Annotated in this window: 14 protein-coding genes; 10 read left to right on the top strand and 4 right to left on the bottom strand. The window is 38.8% G+C overall.

All coding sequences use genetic code 11. The features are described 5' to 3' along the window. The first annotated feature begins 15 nt into the window (after positions 1 to 15). From tgt to HQN86_RS03335, 5 genes are all read left to right on the top strand, one after another. A complete protein-coding gene (gene tgt / locus HQN86_RS03355; protein WP_172659615.1) occupies positions 16 to 1,146 on the top strand; it encodes a tRNA guanosine(34) transglycosylase Tgt in 1,131 nt (376 codons plus the stop codon). After that, positions 1,147 to 2,250, top strand: a complete 1,104-nt coding sequence (locus HQN86_RS03350) for an LptF/LptG family permease (RefSeq protein ID WP_172659614.1) — start codon at positions 1,147 to 1,149, stop codon at positions 2,248 to 2,250. Beyond that, a complete protein-coding gene (locus tag HQN86_RS03345) occupies positions 2,250 to 3,146 on the top strand; it encodes a DMT family transporter (protein WP_172659613.1) in 897 nt (298 codons plus the stop codon). The genes HQN86_RS03350 and HQN86_RS03345 overlap by 1 nt, the downstream gene beginning before the upstream one ends. 401 nt (positions 3,147 to 3,547) lie before the next feature. Beyond that, positions 3,548 to 6,358, top strand: coding sequence for a TolB-like translocation protein (locus HQN86_RS03340; protein ID WP_172659612.1), 2,811 nt, complete (start codon positions 3,548 to 3,550; stop codon positions 6,356 to 6,358). A gap of 3 nt (positions 6,359 to 6,361) precedes the next feature. Continuing rightward, entirely contained in the window at positions 6,362 to 6,640 is a 279-nt protein-coding gene (locus HQN86_RS03335; protein ID WP_048906914.1) for a LapA family protein, read from the top strand. Positions 6,641 to 6,760: 120 nt separating this feature from the next. Here the strand turns inward: HQN86_RS03335 and HQN86_RS03330 are convergent, their stop codons facing one another. Together HQN86_RS03330 and ispE are read right to left on the bottom strand one after the other, a co-directional pair. Beyond that, positions 6,761 to 7,177 (bottom strand): OsmC family protein, encoded by a 417-nt coding sequence (locus HQN86_RS03330; protein ID WP_172659611.1) that lies wholly within the window; start codon positions 7,175 to 7,177, stop codon positions 6,761 to 6,763. A gap of 38 nt (positions 7,178 to 7,215) precedes the next feature. After that, a complete protein-coding gene (gene ispE / locus HQN86_RS03325; protein ID WP_172659610.1) occupies positions 7,216 to 8,019 on the bottom strand; it encodes a 4-(cytidine 5'-diphospho)-2-C-methyl-D-erythritol kinase in 804 nt (267 codons plus the stop codon). Positions 8,020 to 8,144: 125 nt separating this feature from the next. Here ispE and HQN86_RS03320 point away from each other — a divergent pair, with 125 nt between their 5' ends. From HQN86_RS03320 to HQN86_RS03300, 5 genes are all read left to right on the top strand, one after another. Then, entirely contained in the window at positions 8,145 to 8,939 is a 795-nt protein-coding gene (locus HQN86_RS03320; RefSeq protein ID WP_172659609.1) for a thymidylate synthase, read from the top strand. Further along, positions 8,936 to 9,421, top strand: a complete 486-nt coding sequence (locus HQN86_RS03315) for a dihydrofolate reductase (protein WP_172659608.1) — start codon at positions 8,936 to 8,938, stop codon at positions 9,419 to 9,421. The genes HQN86_RS03320 and HQN86_RS03315 overlap by 4 nt, the downstream gene beginning before the upstream one ends. A 132-nt stretch (positions 9,422 to 9,553) precedes the next feature. Further along, positions 9,554 to 12,520, top strand: a complete 2,967-nt coding sequence (gene secDF, locus HQN86_RS03310) for a protein translocase subunit SecDF (protein ID WP_172659607.1) — start codon at positions 9,554 to 9,556, stop codon at positions 12,518 to 12,520. 83 nt (positions 12,521 to 12,603) lie between these two features. Continuing rightward, the gene (locus tag HQN86_RS03305; RefSeq protein ID WP_172659606.1) at positions 12,604 to 13,938 is read left to right on the top strand and encodes an NAD(P)/FAD-dependent oxidoreductase; all 1,335 of its coding nucleotides are present in this window, start codon (positions 12,604 to 12,606) and stop codon (positions 13,936 to 13,938) included. Continuing rightward, a complete protein-coding gene (locus HQN86_RS03300) occupies positions 13,916 to 14,785 on the top strand; it encodes a hydroxymethylglutaryl-CoA lyase (protein ID WP_246269411.1) in 870 nt (289 codons plus the stop codon). Before HQN86_RS03305 ends, HQN86_RS03300 begins: the two co-directional genes overlap by 23 nt. A 70-nt stretch (positions 14,786 to 14,855) precedes the next feature. Here HQN86_RS03300 and HQN86_RS03295 read toward each other — a convergent pair whose 3' ends face one another. Next, entirely contained in the window at positions 14,856 to 15,290 is a 435-nt protein-coding gene (locus HQN86_RS03295) for a GNAT family N-acetyltransferase (RefSeq protein WP_172659605.1), read from the bottom strand. Positions 15,291 to 15,378: 88 nt separating this feature from the next. Next, a complete protein-coding gene (fbaA, locus tag HQN86_RS03290; RefSeq protein ID WP_048906924.1) occupies positions 15,379 to 16,458 on the bottom strand; it encodes a class II fructose-bisphosphate aldolase in 1,080 nt (359 codons plus the stop codon). Between the last annotated feature and the right edge of the window lie 151 nt (positions 16,459 to 16,609).

Genomic DNA, 16,609 nt, shown 5'->3' with positions numbered 1-16,609 from the left:
AATAAACATACACAGATGAAGTTTAGTTTAGAGGCAAAAGATATACATTCAAAAGCAAGAGCAGGAACAATTACAACGGATCACGGAGAGATACAAACTCCTATTTTCATGCCTGTAGGCACTGCAGGAACAGTTAAAGCAGTACATCAAAGAGAGCTTAAAAATGATATCGATGCCAAAATAATTCTTGGAAACACCTACCACTTGTATCTCAGACCAGGGTTAGATGTTCTGGAACAAGCCGGCGGATTACACAAATTTATTGGCTGGGACCGTCCTATTTTAACCGACAGTGGCGGCTATCAGGTGTATTCTTTGAGCAAAGTAAGAAAAATCAAAGAAGAAGGAGTTACCTTTAATTCACATATTGACGGTTCAAAGCATCTATTTACACCTGAATATGCAATGGATATACAACGTACCATTGGGGCCGACATTATCATGGCGTTTGATGAATGTACACCGTATCCATGCGATTATAAATATGCAGCATCTTCTATTAACATGACCCATCGCTGGTTAAAGCGCTGCTGTACAAGATTTGACTCAACAGAGCCAAAATACGGCTTTAACCAAACCCTTTTCCCTATTGTGCAGGGTTCAGTCTATAAAGATCTAAGGAAAAAATCTGCTGAATTTATCGCTTCTATGGACCGTGAGGGCAATGCAATAGGTGGTTTATCTGTTGGTGAGCCTGCCGAAGAAATGTACGGGATGACTGAAATAGTATGTGATATTTTACCATATGAAAAGCCTCGTTATTTAATGGGCGTAGGTACTCCTATCAATATTTTAGAGAATATTGCGTTAGGTGTAGATATGTTTGATTGTGTAATGCCTACAAGAAATGCCAGAAATGGTATGCTTTTCACTAAAAATGGTATCATTAATATAGGCAACAAGAAGTGGGCAAATGATTTCTCACCAATTGAAGCCGACAGTGACCTGCATGCAGACCAGGTATATTCTAAGGCCTATTTAAGGCACCTAATGCACTCAAAAGAGATCCTGGGTGCACAAATAGCTACCTTGCACAACCTACATTTCTATCTTTGGCTGGTTAAACAGGCCCGCGAAAAAATCATTGCAGGTGAGTTTTATGCGTGGAAAAACAAAATGGTAACTATCTTAGGGAATAAATTATAAATGAGTTTCTTAAAAGACAGGGTTAAAATCATCGACTGGTACATTATCAGTAAGTATCTGGGCACGTTTCTATACACCCTGACCTTATTTGTAGTGATTATCGTTATTTTTGACTTGTCGGAAAAGCTAGACGATTTTCTAAGCGCAAACCTTACCTTTTGGCAGGTTGTAACCCTGTATTATGCAGGTTCAATCCCTTTTTACGTTAACATGCTCTCGCCCTTGATCAATTTTATTGCGGTAATCTTCTTTACAGCAAAGATGGCTGATCAAACCGAAATTGTGCCTATCCTAAGTGGCGGAGTAAGCTTTAATCGCTTCCTTTTACCCTATTTTATATCAGCATTCGTCATATTTTCACTAAATCTGGCTTCCAATCTGTTCATTCTGCCTTATACAAATCAGCTTAAAAACAGCTTTGAGAACACCTACGTAAAGAAGAATGCATCGCCAAGCAAGAACAATATCCACATGAAATTAGATGCAAATACATACATCTATATGGATAGTTTCGACAATAAAACAAAGAAAGGAAGCAGGTTCTCATTAGATAATTTCAAAGGCGACGTATTGACAAAAAAGCTTGTTGCAGAAGAAATATCGTACGATTCTTTAAAGAGATCATGGCGACTAACCAACTACTCTGTAAGGTATATTAATGGCCTTAAAGAGACTTTTGTAAGGGAATTGGTAAAACCTAAAGATACTGTACTGGACATGCGACCAGATGATTTCTCAGCCTACGACAATATATTTGAGAACCTGAGTAACAAAGAGTTATCAGACAAAATCAGAAAAGAAAAGATAAGAGGCACAGGTATTTGGAATGATTTGTTATTTGAGCAATATAAGCGCTACCTACACCCTCTTTCTGCGTTTGTTTTAACCCTCATAGGTGTTGCACTATCCTCCAGAAAGGTTCGTGGAGGTGTTGGTTTACCCCTTGGAATAGGTATATTATTAAGCTTTGGCTATATTGTAATGAACCAATTTGCTAAAATGTTCTCCCTAAAAGGAGGCACTTCACCACTATTTGCAGTGCTGGCACCAACAATATTCTTTGGTCTGCTGGGCTATTATCTACTGAGAAAAGCACCTAAATAATGACCCCGGTTACATCAGAAACGTCTGTAACCAGAAACTTATTAATCCTACATTTTACGGTGTTTATATGGGGCTTTACAGGCATCCTAGGGGCATTAATCTCAATAGATGCGGTACAAATGGTATGGTACAGGGTAATGATAGCCAGCATCACGCTGTTCATCTACTTCATGGCTACCAAAACCAGCATCAGGGTAACCAAAAAGCAGTTTCTGCAGTTCTTTTTTACGGGCAGTATAGTGGCCATACATTGGATATTATTCTTCCATGCCATTAAGGTTTCAACAGTATCTGTAACCCTCGTGTGCCTCTCTTCTTTTACTCTTTTTACAGCTATTTTAGAGCCTCTAATAAAGAAACAATGCATCCTTATACCTGATGTCATCGTCGGTTTAATCATCATTGCAGGCATATATCTGATCTTTAAATTCGAATCAAAGTATACTTTAGGCATCATTTTTGGCCTTACTTCAGCCCTTGCATCGAGCTTATTTGCCACCATAAATTCTACTTTAGTCCAAAAAAGCGACCATAAAATCATTGGATTTTATGAGATTACAGGTGCCTTTTTCTGGATCACATTGTATCGTTTTACCGATCAAAGCTTGCTTACCGAGGCCTTCAATTTAAGTGTTACCGACTGGATTTACCTTACCGTTTTGGGTACCATATGCACCGCACTTGCCTACGTTGCCGGCGTGTCCGTGATGCGCACTTTGTCGGCTTTTAGGGTAGCGCTCATCACCAACCTCGAACCTGTTTACGGCATCCTTTTGGCCTTCATTTTCTTTGGAACAAAAGAGGCAATGTCTACCGGATTTTACTTCGGAGCCGCACTCATTTTAGGCTCAGTTTTCCTTTATCCCATCTACAAAAAAAGAAAGAATTTACAGTAGTAAATCATCTGTTGAAACAGGAGATAGGGAGGTCGTTTTACCCCTCAGATTTAAGCCAGTTTTCACTCAAAATACGACACATCCGACAAGCATTTTACCCGCTCATATTTTTCATTTCTGTATACACAGCCAAATTTTAACAAAGAAATTTTGTTGGATTTTAAGCTTAATTAGTGTACCTTAACAGCAGATTCCGACAACCTGAAATTAATTAGCTCCAGAAACACCAAAACCTCCATTTCTACGCTAAAAATTCACAAAAATCAGAATTATCAGTTCTTTACTTTATTAGTATATTTATTTGAAAGTCAGAAAATTAAATACATATACATAAATTAAAAAATCATCAAAATTAACCAACAAAAATTTACAAATACTAATTATTTTAGTAAATCAGAAAAATGACATCAAATAAAGAGCTCAAACAACTGATAATCAAATTTATAATAACACTAACATTAAGTATAATTTCACATACTGCTTTTGCCCAGCTTTTTGGCGGAGAACAAAACCCACTTAGTGTAAAATGGCGACAAATAAATGCATCTGGCTTCAGGATCATATTTCCGGACGGGCTCGAAAAAGAAGCCCAAAGAATGGCCAATACCCTGGGCTATATTTACCCCCATGTAGGCGGTAGTCTTAGGAGGCAAAAAACCACCCTCCCACTAGTCCTTCAAAACCGTGGAGTGATCGCAAACGGCTTCGTTCAACTCGCTCCAAAAAAGTCGGAATTTTACACCACCCCTCCTCAGCAATTCGACAGTCAGGATTGGCTAAATAACCTTGCCGTTCATGAGCTCAGACACGTGGCTCAATACGACAAATTAACCGGCGGAAAAGCCTACCCTTTTCCCGAGTATGTTTACTTCGCCTGGTTCGGAGTTAGCATACCACTTTGGTTTTTTGAAGGCGATGCCGTAACCATCGAAACCGCTCTCACAAATGCCGGTCGCGGAAGACAGCCTTCGTGGATCATGCCTTACCGAACCAGCTTGCTCGAAGGCAAAAAATTCTCATACAGCAAAGTCAGCTTCGGATCTGAAAAAGACATCACCCCCGGCTACTACCAACTCGGCTACCTGATGGCATCGAACATTAGAAAAGAATTTGGAAAAAATATTTTCGACAGCCTGCTTACCGACATCCGCAAAAGACCAGTAAGACCGTACCCCTTTTCGAACAGCCTGAAAAAGTTCACCAAGAGCGGAACTAAAAAATGGTTTAACCAAACCACCGAAACTTTAAAAAAAGAATGGACCGCGCAATCTGAAAAAACCAAAACGGAAAACTACCCGATACTAAACCAGGATTCAAAATTTGCAACCAACTACTTCCTCCCTGTAAAAATTAAGGATGGCAGAATTCTGACCCTGAAACAAAGCAAGGCAGAGACAGCACATTTCACAATAATCGACAGCGCAAAAAAAGAAACAAAACTGCTAAGCATCGGCTACCAGGAGCAACCATGGTTTAGTTACGCGAACAACATTGTGGTTTGGGATGAGATCCGTTATGACCCAAGATATCGCCAGCGCAGCTACAGCGTAATTTGCAGCTACAACCTAAAGACAGGTCGGCAAAAAAAATTAACCACCAGAAGCCGCATCTTCTCGCCAACACTCTCTGCCGACGGAAAAAAAATAATCGCAGTAAAATTTGACCTGAGCAACAAATGCAACCTGGTAGAACTTGACGCAGAAACCGGTGCGATCCTAAACACTATTCCTAATCCCGAAAACCTGATACTGCAAACTCCGGCCTACAACGCCAGTGGAAACCTGATCACCTACATTAGCGTTAGCGAAAAAGGAAAAGCCTTGTGGGTAACAGACAAGGGAGAAAAAACAGAACAGTTGATAAAGGAAACGCAACAGCAGATAAGCAGACCGATATACATTAACCGAGGAATAGCTTTTAACGCGCATTACGATGGAATCGACAACATTTACAGCATAGATACCATTTCAAAAAAGATAAGCGCTCTGAGCGCCTCTAAATACGGCGCCTTTAATCCAACGCAAGCCGATAGCACTGCTTCCATTATTTTCAACAACTACACACTAAGCGGCTATGGAATTTCAGAAATGCCGCTACAACTAAAACAACCGGGCGATAACAATTTCGTTTATTTTGGCAGCGCCGTCCAAAAACAAGAGAACACAACGAATGTTTTCGACAATATCCCAGATAGCAGTTACTCCTCAAAACCATACCGTGCACTAACAAACCTGTTCAATGTACACAGCATAATTCCGGTTATCGAAAACGAGTACCGCGGCGGACTACAACTAAATTCCGACAACCTGCTTAACACTTTCGGTTTTTTTGCAAGAGTGGATTATTACCGTGACCTGAAAAAATTCGAGTACAATGCAGGCTTCACTTTAAAAAGTTTTTATCCGATCATAAGAGCCACCTACAGGAACCGGCCGCGAAGAACTTTCTATAACACAAAATCAGGCGTTCTGCAGGGCGATTGGAGAGAAAACAATATCCAACTTCAGGCATCCGTTCCAATAAGCTTAAACGCGCTAAATGAGACTTACAATTTCTCTTTTAATGCACTAACCAGTTACACCCAAAGATACCAGCCCGAAAACCTGCCCAAAAATTTCATCAGCAAATTAATTTTCCCGATGGAATACAACTTCACCTTTAACCATAGCACGGCACAGGCCGCAAGAGACATTGCACCAAAATGGGCACAGATATTAAGGATTTCTTACATGCACCAACCATTTGATGATAATCTTGCCGGCCGATTGTTCGCTGTTGAAGGATTCCTGTATTTCCCTGGTCTGCTAAAAAACCACTCTTTCCTGGCCAATTTCAATTATCAGAATACATCAGGCATAAGATTGTACGACCAGGAAATAAACACTGTTTATGGCTATAGTAACATCAGGGCAAAAAGCGTTCTCAGAAACACCCTGCTTTTCAATTACCGCTTCCCTATCGTTTTCCCCGATGCAGAAATCGGTCCGCTGGCCTATATCAGAAATCTGAGAGCAGGCATGTTCTGCCATTATGAAAACATCGGTACAGAAACAAATTTAGCAGAACCTAAAACTTTTGGTTTCGAATTACGTAGTAGTATGAACCTACTGCGTTATCAGCCGATTGTGGATGTGGGCGCCAGGTGTGTTTTTGTAAACAAAGTGTATAACCAAAATCCTATATTAGAATTAATTTTAAACTATAGCTTTTAAGTCATGAAGACCAAAACCATTTTCATCATCGCATTTACAGCAATCATTACTATTTTTTTAATGATAAATACAGACGCCGTAGAGTTTAACTTCATTTTTGTAAAGAAAGAAATTTCTAAACTGCTGGTAGTGGGTGTATGTACTTTTGTTGGATTTATACTGGGCTATTGGGCCGGCAGACCCAGAACTACTTTAAGCACCTATGACAGGGTTGATACGCCGATAAAACCCGAAGATCGTAAGAAAGCGTTGAGCGATGAGGATCGCGATTATATTAGCTAGGAGATATTGCCGTCATCTCGACTTTAGGAGAGATCTCTTGGTTATGCTTATTCAAGAGATCTCTCGTAAAGTCGAGATGACGGGGGTTATCGACATAACGGGGTTCAGATCAGAGTGACCTTACTGATGAATTTCGTATGTAAAATTCAGCGTAGCTGAACGCTCCAAAATATTAGATACTGAGCAATATTTTTCGAAAGTTAAAGCAAGTGCTCTTTCTACTTTTTGAACATTTAATGCGCCATAAAGATCGAAATGTATGTTTATCACATCAAATATTGGCGGCATCTCTTCATCCTTACGAGTGGCCTTAATATTGATTTTAACATCATTTAATGGCTCTTTTTGCTTGGTTAGCACATTCACCACATCAATTCCACTGCAACCTCCAAGGCCCACCAACAGCATTTCCATTGGTCTGAAACCTTTACCTTCTCCACCAATTTCAGGCTTAGCATCCAGTTCTACAGTTTGACCGCTTGGGTTCTGAGCTTCAAAATTAAATTTATTGTTTTTACGTATCAGGTTAATTTCCATTTGTAAATATCTTTATGCTTGTAATATGTTCTTTGGTACTAAATGTTATAAAACACTTTATTATCCTTTTCCAGTTCGGGTAATTTCACCTGGTCTTCAAATATTGCAAAAACTGATGAACCGCTCCCACTCATGGCTGCAAATATTGCTCCCTCATGATAAAGCGCTTGTTTTACCGTTGCTATTTCTGGATATTTCAAAAACACAGTGTCTTCAAAATAATTCTTCAGGTTCGATTTCCAATCTTTTAACGGCAATTGAATTAAGTCCTTTAGTGATTTGGAGGATCTATGAGGCACAATTCCACTATAAGCATCGGCAGTAGACACATGCACCGGGGGTTTAACCAATATAATCTTGTAGCCAGAAAGATCAACATCGACCTCGCTAAACTCATCGCCCTTTCCCTCTGCAAAAACTGGTCTATTGTTAATGAAAAATGCACAATCGGCACCCAACTGCCTTGCATAATCTTCCATCTGATGGGTATTTAAGCCCAATTGAAATTTATCGTTCAATAACTTGATCAGAAATGCAGCATCAGATGAGCCACCACCTAAACCAGCCCCAACAGGAATATTTTTAAGCAGCGTAATTTGTTGCGCTGGCAAATCGAAATCATTTTTAAGTAAATCAAATGCTTTTAGGCAGATGTTATCAGTAGTACTTCCGGGAATATCAATACCTTTTATCTGACAAGTTGTTTCTCCGGCATCTGTAATTTCTATAACATCATTTATTTTTACCGGATAAAATACAGTTTCAAGATTATGGTATCCATCAGGTCTTTTCTCAGTTACATACAGACCAAGGTTTATCTTGGCATTAGCAAATGCAAGCATCAATTTTTGCGTTTATTGTTAAGCCTGCAAACTTACAAAAATCAAAAACATAGTATAGAAGTATAGCTTTAAAGATTCCATATAATATGTACTTTTGTAATAAATAGCCTTTTTAAATTAATCAGATGAAACAGTATTTAGATTTGATGCAGCACGTGCTTGATCATGGCACACAAAAACATGACCGCACCGGAACCGGCACCATCAGTGTATTTGGATATCAGATGCGATTTAACTTGCAGGAAGGCTTCCCTATGGTTACCACAAAAAAACTGCATTTAAAATCAATCATCCATGAATTGATCTGGTTTTTAACCGGCGATACCAATATTAAGTATTTAAAAGATAATGGTGTAAGGATATGGGATGAATGGGCTGATGCCGACGGCAATTTGGGCCCTGTATACGGATCGCAATGGCGCTCGTGGCCTAAACCCGATGGCGGACATATCGATCAGATAGCGCAGATCATAAATACCATTAAAAACAACCCGGATTCCAGACGTATCATTGTATCGGCATGGAACGTTGCCGAGGTAGAACATATGGCGCTTCCTCCCTGCCATGCATTTTTTCAGTTCTATGTTGCAGATGGAAAATTAAGCTGCCAGCTGTATCAGCGCAGTGCCGATATATTTTTAGGAGTTCCTTTTAATATTGCTTCTTATGCCCTGCTAACCATGATGGTTGCCCAGGTATGCGGTTTGAAGTATGGCGACTTTATTCATACCCTTGGCGATGCTCATTTATACAACAATCATATTGAGCAGGCAAAATTGCAATTGAGCAGAGATCCTAAAAAACTGCCTGTAATGGAAATAAACCGTGACGTTAAAAACATCTTTGATTTTAAATTTGAAGACTTTACGTTGAAAGATTACGAAGCTCATCCGCATATTAAAGGAGTAGTTGCAGTATGATCGTATCAATTGTAGTAGCTATAGACCAAAATAATGCCATCGGTAAAAACAATCAGTTATTGTGGCATTTGCCAGCAGATCTAAAGCATTTTAAACAAATAACCAGCGGACATACCATTATTATGGGCCGAAAAACCTATGATTCTATTGGCAGACCACTACCCAACAGACGTAACATCGTGATTACAAGAAATACTGACCTGGCCATTGAAGGCGTTGAGGTTGTAACAACTCTTGATGATGCTTTAGCCCTTTGTACCAAGGACGAAGAAGTGTTTATTGTTGGCGGTGCGCAGATATATGAACATGCGCTTGGCAAAACGGATCGTATCTATCTTACCACCGTACACCAGACTTATGATGCCGATACCTTCTTTCCGAAAATCGATAAGCAGACCTGGAAAGTAATAAATTCTGAAGATCATGAGCCTGATGAAAAAAATGTGGTAGCTTACACATTTTCGACACTTGAGCGGTATTAAACAATCTTAAAAGCAAATAGTTGGAGGCCTATAATAAAAACTTTCATAACGTGGCCTATTAATTAAAAAAATAATTAGATTTGCCGACTTGTTAAAAAAATATATAGCATATAGACTAATAATTACAAACAAATGCAGGGTAAAGGTTTTATAAAATTTATGGCGATACTTTTAGGTATCGTCTGTGTGTATTCTCTCTCATTCAACTTTGTTACTTCTAAAGTTGAAAAAGACGCAAAAGCTTATGCTAAAGGAGACCTGGATAAGGAAAAAGCTTATTTAGATTCGATGGCAACAGTACCGGTATATCCTCTTTTTGGATTTAATTACCAGTTCTGTAAAGAAAAAGAAATCAACCTTGGTTTAGACTTAAAAGGTGGTATGAACGTAACGATGGAAATATCGTTATCAGAACTGGTTAAATCTTTAGCCGGAAATACTGATGATGCTAATTTCAACAAAGCGTTGGTTACTGCTCAAACTCAATTGAACGCTGGCGGAAAAGATTTCATTAACTTATTTGTTAACGAATTTGAAAAACTTTCTCCTAACGTAAAATTAGCTGACTTCTTTTCTAATCAAGACAACTCTAAACTTCTTAAACCTGATGCCAGCAATTCGGAAGTAAAAAACTTCTTATCTAAAGAAGCTACTAGTGCTATTGACCGTTCATTCGTGATCATCAGAAGTCGTATCGATGGTTTCGGAGTAGTAAGTCCAAACATGCAGAAACAAGAAGGTACTAACCGTATCCTAATTGAGATGCCAGGTGTTCAGGACAAAGAAAGGGTTCACAAATTATTACAAGGTTCTGCAGAATTACAATTCTGGCAAGTATATAACAACGAAGAGGTGTATCCGGTTATGGAGAACATCAACAAAACACTTGCATCGACTTTAAAAGTTGCAGATACAAGTGCTGCTGCAAAAACTTCAACAGATACTACTGCTGCTAAATCGGAAAGTAAATTAGCCGGCTTAGCAAAAAATAAAGACACTAAAGATTCGGCCGGAGTTAAAAACTCTGAACTGGCAAAATCTAATCCTTTGTTTTCTGTATTAAACGTACCTACTTACCAAGGTCAGAACGGACAGCCTTCATTACGTCCGGGACCAGTTGTTGGTTGGGTTGCTCAAAAAGATACTGCTAAAGTAAACGCTTACTTTAAAAGACCTGAAATTGCTTCTATCATTCCTCAGAGTTACAAATTCATGTGGAGTGTTAAACCGATGGACATTGCTCAATCTGGTGGTGCTAAGATTTTCGAATTGTACGCAATCAAATCTTTGTCTTCTGATGGCAAGCCTGATTTAGGTGGTGAAGCTATTAGTGATGCCCGTCATGACTACGATCAAAAAGGTCGTCCTGAAGTAACCATGTATATGACTGGTGAGGGTGCTGCAAAATGGAAAAAAATTACTGCTGAAGCTTCTGCTGATCCAAACAATAAAAAATCTATTGCTATCGTATTGGATAATACAGTTTACTCTGCTCCTACGGTACAAAATGAGATCCCTAACGGTATTTCTTCTATCACTGGTAGTTTCACTGTAAACGATACTCAGGATTTAGCAAACATCTTAAAAGCGGGTAAACTTCCTGCTCCTGCAAGAATTGTTGGTGAATTCGTTGTTGGTCCTTCACTTGGTGAGGTTGCCATCCACAATGGTTTATTGTCATTCGTACTTGCGTTTGTTGTAATCCTTGTGTTTATGGCTTTATATTACAATAAAGCCGGATGGGTTGCTAACCTTGCATTGGTGATCAACTTGTTCTTTATCATGGGTATTTTGGTATCACTAGGTGCGGTATTAACATTGCCTGGTATTGCAGGTATCGTGTTGGTAATCGGTCTATCGGTAGATGCGAACATCCTTATATTTGAGCGTGTAAGGGAAGAGCTTACTTTGGGCAAACCAACTCCGGTAGCTATCAAAGAAGGTTTCAAACACGCAATGTCATCTATCATTGACTCGAACGTTACTGTATTTGTATTAGGCGCTATCCTTTACATCTTTGGTAGTGGTCCGGTTCAAGGTTTTGCTACTACGTTATGTATCGGTATCTTATCATCACTATTCTGTGCAGTATTGATCTCACGTTTAGTTTTCGAATACCTTTTAGATAAAAAATCTAACATTACTTTTGGCAACAAACACACTATTCACGCATTTAAAAATATTGCTTTCAACTTTGTTGGCCATAGAAAACTTTACTATACTATTTCTTCGGCAATCATTGTTTTAGGTTTTATTTTCTACTTCAAAAATGGTGGTTTAAATCTGGGTATCGACTTTAAAGGTGGTAGAACTTATATCGTTCACTTCGATAAGGGAATGCAAACTGAAGATGTTAAAGCTAGTTTGAATGCATCTTTCCCTGAGTCAGAAACTATCGTTAAAACTGCAGGTGCTGATAATGAATTAAAAATTACAACTACTTACCACATTACTGATCAGGATCAGGGTGCTGATAAATTAGTTGAAAAAGCATTACACGAAGGTTTAGCAAAAACCGGTGTTAAATATACTATTGAAAGTAATGAAAAGGTAGGTCCTATTATTGCGAGCGATATTGTTTACGGAGCGTATGGAGCAATTCTATTCTCTTGTTTAGTGATGTTCTTCTATATCGTAGTAAGGTTTAAGAAACTAAACTATGGTTTAGGTGCTGTTATCGCATTGTTCCATGATGTGCTTCTTGTACTTTCGTTCTACACAATTTTAGATGGTGTATTACCATTCTCTCTAGAGATTGGTCAGGATTTCATTGCAGCGATCTTAACAGTAATGGGTTACACCATGACTGAGACAGTTGTTGTGTTTGACCGTATCCGTGAGAAGCTTGCAGAAAGCGGGAAAGAAGATCTTCATGGCGAGGAACGTAATAAATTAATCAACTTTGCATTGAACAGTACTTTGAGTCGTACTATTTTGACTTCACTAACTGTATTCTTCGTATTACTTGTAATCTTCATCTTTGGTGGAGCTAGTATCCGCGGATTTATCTTTGCCTTATTGATTGGTCGTATCATTGGTACATATTCATCATTATGTATCTCTACTCCTATCGTTATCGATCTTGGTAAAAACAAATAAGTAATTACTTACAAATGATAATTAAAGGCACCCTTTTTGGGTGCCTTTTTGTTTGTTATGTATATTTACCAAAATTGATTTTTATGGAACAACGTTTTCCTAAAGGCAACAAACCCAGAATTGTAATTGTAGGCGGTGGCTTTGGTGGCATTGAGCTGGCAAAGAAACTGCGAAATAAGGACATAGAAGTAATTATGCTCGACAAACATAATTACCATACATTTCAGCCGCTATTATATCAGGTTGCTACGGGAGGTTTAGAGGCCGACTCTATTGCTTTCCCACTAAGAAAAATCTTTAAAGGCCAAAAAAACCTAACCTTTAGGGTTACTGAAGTGAAAAAGGTTTTGCCTCTTGAAAATGCAATAGAAACTACCATCGGTATCTTTGAGTACGATCATCTTGTAATTGCTACAGGATCAACCAGTAACTTTTTTGGGCAAGATGAGATTGAGCACAATGCCATGCCCATGAAATCCATTCCAGAGGCATTAAACCTTAGGAGTTTATTACTTCAAAATCTGGAATCAGCACAAATCGCTACAGATAAGCTTACCGAAGCTGAATTGTTGAATTTTGTGGTTGTTGGCGGTGGCCCCACCGGTGTTGAAACCTCAGGTGCAATTGCAGAACTTAAAAAGCACGTTTTAAAAAATGACTATCCTGAATTAGACCTTAAAAAAGTAAATATATTTTTGATAGAAGGTTCTCCTGAATTATTAGGAGCAATGTCTGTTCAGGCACAAAAGAAATCTGAAGAATTTCTTAGCGAGCTTGGTGTAACGGTTATGACCAATTCACGTGTTCAATCTTACGACGGGAAGCAGCTAATTCTTGTTGATGGCAGGATTATTCCTACTTCAACTGTAATTTGGTCGGCCGGAGTAAAAGGAGTAGTAATTGACGGATTAAATCCGCAATGTGTAGTCAGGGGAAATCGAGTAAAAGTTAATGAAATCAGCAGAGTTGATGGTCATGATAATATTTATGCTATTGGAGATGTAGCCGCAATGATTACAGAAGAGTTCCCTAATGGCTATCCAGGTGTTGCACCGGCAGCGATACAACAGGGAAAGCAACTTGCCGAAAATCTGATCAATATTATTGGCAACAAACCCACAGAACCTTTTAAGTACTTCGACAAAGGGGCAATGGCAACGGTAGGCAGAAACAGAGCGGTTGTAGATATCCATAAGGTTAGGTTTCAGGGCATATTTGCCTGGTTTACCTGGATGTTTGTTCACTTAATGACACTTGTTGGCTTTAGGAATAAACTGGTGGTATTTGTGAACTGGGTATGGAGCTATTTTAGTTACGACCGCGGAACAAGGTTAATTATCCGTCCGTTTCTAAGAGGAAACCCGGAACCTGAAGTAGTAGAGCCCAAACCTGTTAATGATGAAGCAAAAGTCAATTAAGCTTATTGAGTGCCCACGTGATGCCATGCAGGGTATTCATGATTTTATAGATACTGACGTTAAAGCAGCATATATTAACCTGCTCTTACAAGTCGGGTTCGACACCATAGATTTCGGTAGTTTCGTATCTCCCAAAGCGATTCCTCAGTTGCGGGATACGCGTGAAGTTTTAGCTAAGCTGGATTTGAGCGCTACAAGTTCCAAACTCCTGGCTATTGTAGCTAATTTGCGTGGTGTTGAAGAAGCTGTTGTGCACAACGAGATAACCTATCTGGGCTTTCCATTTTCCATCTCAGAAACGTTTCAACAAAGAAATACCAATTCAAGTATCGCACAATCAATGGATACGGTAAAACAGATGCTTGAACTGTGCGATAAATACGGTAAAACAGCCGTTGTTTATTTATCTATGGGTTTTGGAAACCCATATGGGGATGAATGGAATGTAGAAATAGTTGAAAGGTGGGCAGATGAACTGATTGCCAATGGTGTGAAGATACTTTCATTGTCGGACACTACAGGTGTTTCTTCTCCTGAAAAAATCAGAGAGATCTTACCGTCTCTGGTGAAGAGATTTGAAAACACAGAGATCGGCTTGCATTTACACAGCACACCCGATACGCGCTTTGAGAAGATTGACGCTGCTTATGAAAGTGGTTGCCGCCGGTTTGATAGTGCGCTGAAAGGATTTGGAGGCTGCCCCATGGCTACGGACGACCTGACAGGTAATCTGGCCACAGAAGAACTCATTACCTACTTAGAAAGCAGGAATGAGGCCTTAAACCTGAATATGGACAAGTGGCAGGAAGCCGTTCTGTTTTCACAAAAGGTTTTCCCTTTGTATTAAATTTATTTTTGATTCCATCGTTATCCTGAATTTATTTCAGGATGACGATAGTGTTACCCAAGCAACCCCGCTAAGCGTGATGGTGCTTTTTAACCATTTTGTAATGCTGTATACCTGCTTCTTCAAATTGTTCACCCTCTGCTATAAAGCCAAATCTTGAATATAATCTCATTGCGTCCAGCTGCGCATTTAAATAAATGTAATCTGCATCAGAAGGCAAGTCAGACAAGGCTGCAGCTACCAGGGCCTGTCCTATTCTTTTTCCTCTGAACTTTTTTAGTACAGCAAATCGTTCTAATTTATATCCATTTTCTGTTTTGCGCCAACGACATGCGCCACAAGGTTCGTTGTTTAACAATGCCAGAAAATGTTTAGAAACATCTTCATTTTCCCATTCCAGCTCTGGAGGGCAGTTCTGCTCTTCAACAAAAACGGTTTTTCTAATTGCAAATACCTTATCCAAATCTTGCGGATTGTTTACCTTAATTACCTGAAGTGCGTCCATGATTTCTATTTATTTTTAGCTTTTAAATGCAACAAAAAAAGCGCCACAAGTATAATTCCTGTGGCGCTTCGTAACTTTTACCCAAGGATTATAATTTGTCGCTTGCGTCTTTACAATTTAAATCTTCAAATGCTTGTGTTAAACGTTTAACAAAGGCTTCTTCACCCTTACGTAACCAAACACGAGGATCGTAGTATTTTTTATTAGGTTTATCTTCGCCATCAGGATTTCCGATTTGAGCTTGAAGATAAGCTTCGTTTGCTTTATAGTAATCCAAAATACCTTCCCACATTGCCCATTGCATATCTGTATCGATATTCATTTTAATAGCTCCGTAAGAAATAGCTTCTCTGATCTCTTCCTGAGAAGAACCAGAACCACCGTGGAATACAAAGTTAATAGGTTTATCAGCAGAAATATTGAATTTTTCTTTGATGAAATCCTGAGAATTTTTAAGAATTACTGGTTGTAATTTAACGTTACCAGGTTTATAAACACCGTGAACGTTACCAAACGCAGCTGCAACAGTGAATTTATCACTTACTTTGCTTAATTCTTCGTAGGCATAAGCTACTTCAGAAGGCTGAGTATATAATTTAGAACTATCTACATCGCTGTTGTCAACGCCATCTTCTTCACCACCTGTAACACCAAGCTCGATTTCAATGGTCATGCCTAATTTAGCCATACGTGCTAAATATTTAGCAGAGATTTCCATATTCTCTTCGATAGACTCTTCAGATAAGTCAAGCATGTGTGAAGAAAACAATGGTTTTCCAGTTTCTGCAAAGAATTTTTCGCCATGATCTAACAATCCGTCGATCCATGGTAATAATTTTTTAGCAGCATGGTCAGTGTGTAATATTACAGCAACACCATAATGTTCAGCCAATAAATGAACGTGTTTAGCTGCAGATACTGCACCTAATACGCAAGCATTCAGATTATCATTATTTAATGTTTTACCTGCGTAGAATTGTGCTCCACCGTTAGAAAGTTGAATGATAACAGGTGAATTAACTGCTTTGGCAGTTTCCATTACTGCATTAATGGTATTTGTACCGGTAACATTTACTGCTGGCAAAGCAAATTGATGTTTTTTAGCCTGTTCAAACAATTCCTGAACGGCATCTCCGTAAATTACGCCCTTGTAGCCTTTTAAACTCATTTTTTATAATTTTATATCTGCCGAAGTTAGGAAAAATATCACTTTGGGCAAACCAATAAGGGGATTATTTTCAATTAAAACGTATTGTTTAGGCTTGGTAATGAACCGATCATGAATTATTTTATATTTTTTATATGATTTGGGCATTCAT

This window comes from Pedobacter panaciterrae (genome assembly GCF_013204795.1).
Taxonomy (GTDB): Bacteria; Bacteroidota; Bacteroidia; order Sphingobacteriales; family Sphingobacteriaceae; genus Pedobacter; species Pedobacter panaciterrae.
The sequence above is the reverse complement of the archived record's forward strand: the minus strand, read 5'-3'. Positions and strand labels throughout refer to the sequence as shown.

Bases quoted from the DNA above. Each gene is read 5' to 3' on its own strand.
- tgt (WP_172659615.1), top strand. From the start codon at position 16: ATGAAGTTTAGTTTAGAGGCAAAAGATATACATTCAAAAGCAAGAGCA.
- HQN86_RS03350 (WP_172659614.1), top strand. From the start codon at position 1,147: ATGAGTTTCTTAAAAGACAGGGTTAAAATCATCGACTGGTACATTATC.
- HQN86_RS03345 (WP_172659613.1), top strand. From the start codon at position 2,250: ATGACCCCGGTTACATCAGAAACGTCTGTAACCAGAAACTTATTAATC.
- HQN86_RS03340 (WP_172659612.1), top strand. From the start codon at position 3,548: ATGACATCAAATAAAGAGCTCAAACAACTGATAATCAAATTTATAATA.
- HQN86_RS03335 (WP_048906914.1), top strand. From the start codon at position 6,362: ATGAAGACCAAAACCATTTTCATCATCGCATTTACAGCAATCATTACT.
- HQN86_RS03330 (WP_172659611.1), bottom strand. From the start codon at position 7,177: ATGGAAATTAACCTGATACGTAAAAACAATAAATTTAATTTTGAAGCT.
- ispE (WP_172659610.1), bottom strand. From the start codon at position 8,019: ATGCTTGCATTTGCTAATGCCAAGATAAACCTTGGTCTGTATGTAACT.
- HQN86_RS03320 (WP_172659609.1), top strand. From the start codon at position 8,145: ATGAAACAGTATTTAGATTTGATGCAGCACGTGCTTGATCATGGCACA.
- HQN86_RS03315 (WP_172659608.1), top strand. From the start codon at position 8,936: ATGATCGTATCAATTGTAGTAGCTATAGACCAAAATAATGCCATCGGT.
- secDF (WP_172659607.1), top strand. From the start codon at position 9,554: ATGCAGGGTAAAGGTTTTATAAAATTTATGGCGATACTTTTAGGTATC.
- HQN86_RS03305 (WP_172659606.1), top strand. From the start codon at position 12,604: ATGGAACAACGTTTTCCTAAAGGCAACAAACCCAGAATTGTAATTGTA.
- HQN86_RS03300 (WP_246269411.1), top strand. From the start codon at position 13,916: ATGATGAAGCAAAAGTCAATTAAGCTTATTGAGTGCCCACGTGATGCC.
- HQN86_RS03295 (WP_172659605.1), bottom strand. From the start codon at position 15,290: ATGGACGCACTTCAGGTAATTAAGGTAAACAATCCGCAAGATTTGGAT.
- fbaA (WP_048906924.1), bottom strand. From the start codon at position 16,458: ATGAGTTTAAAAGGCTACAAGGGCGTAATTTACGGAGATGCCGTTCAG.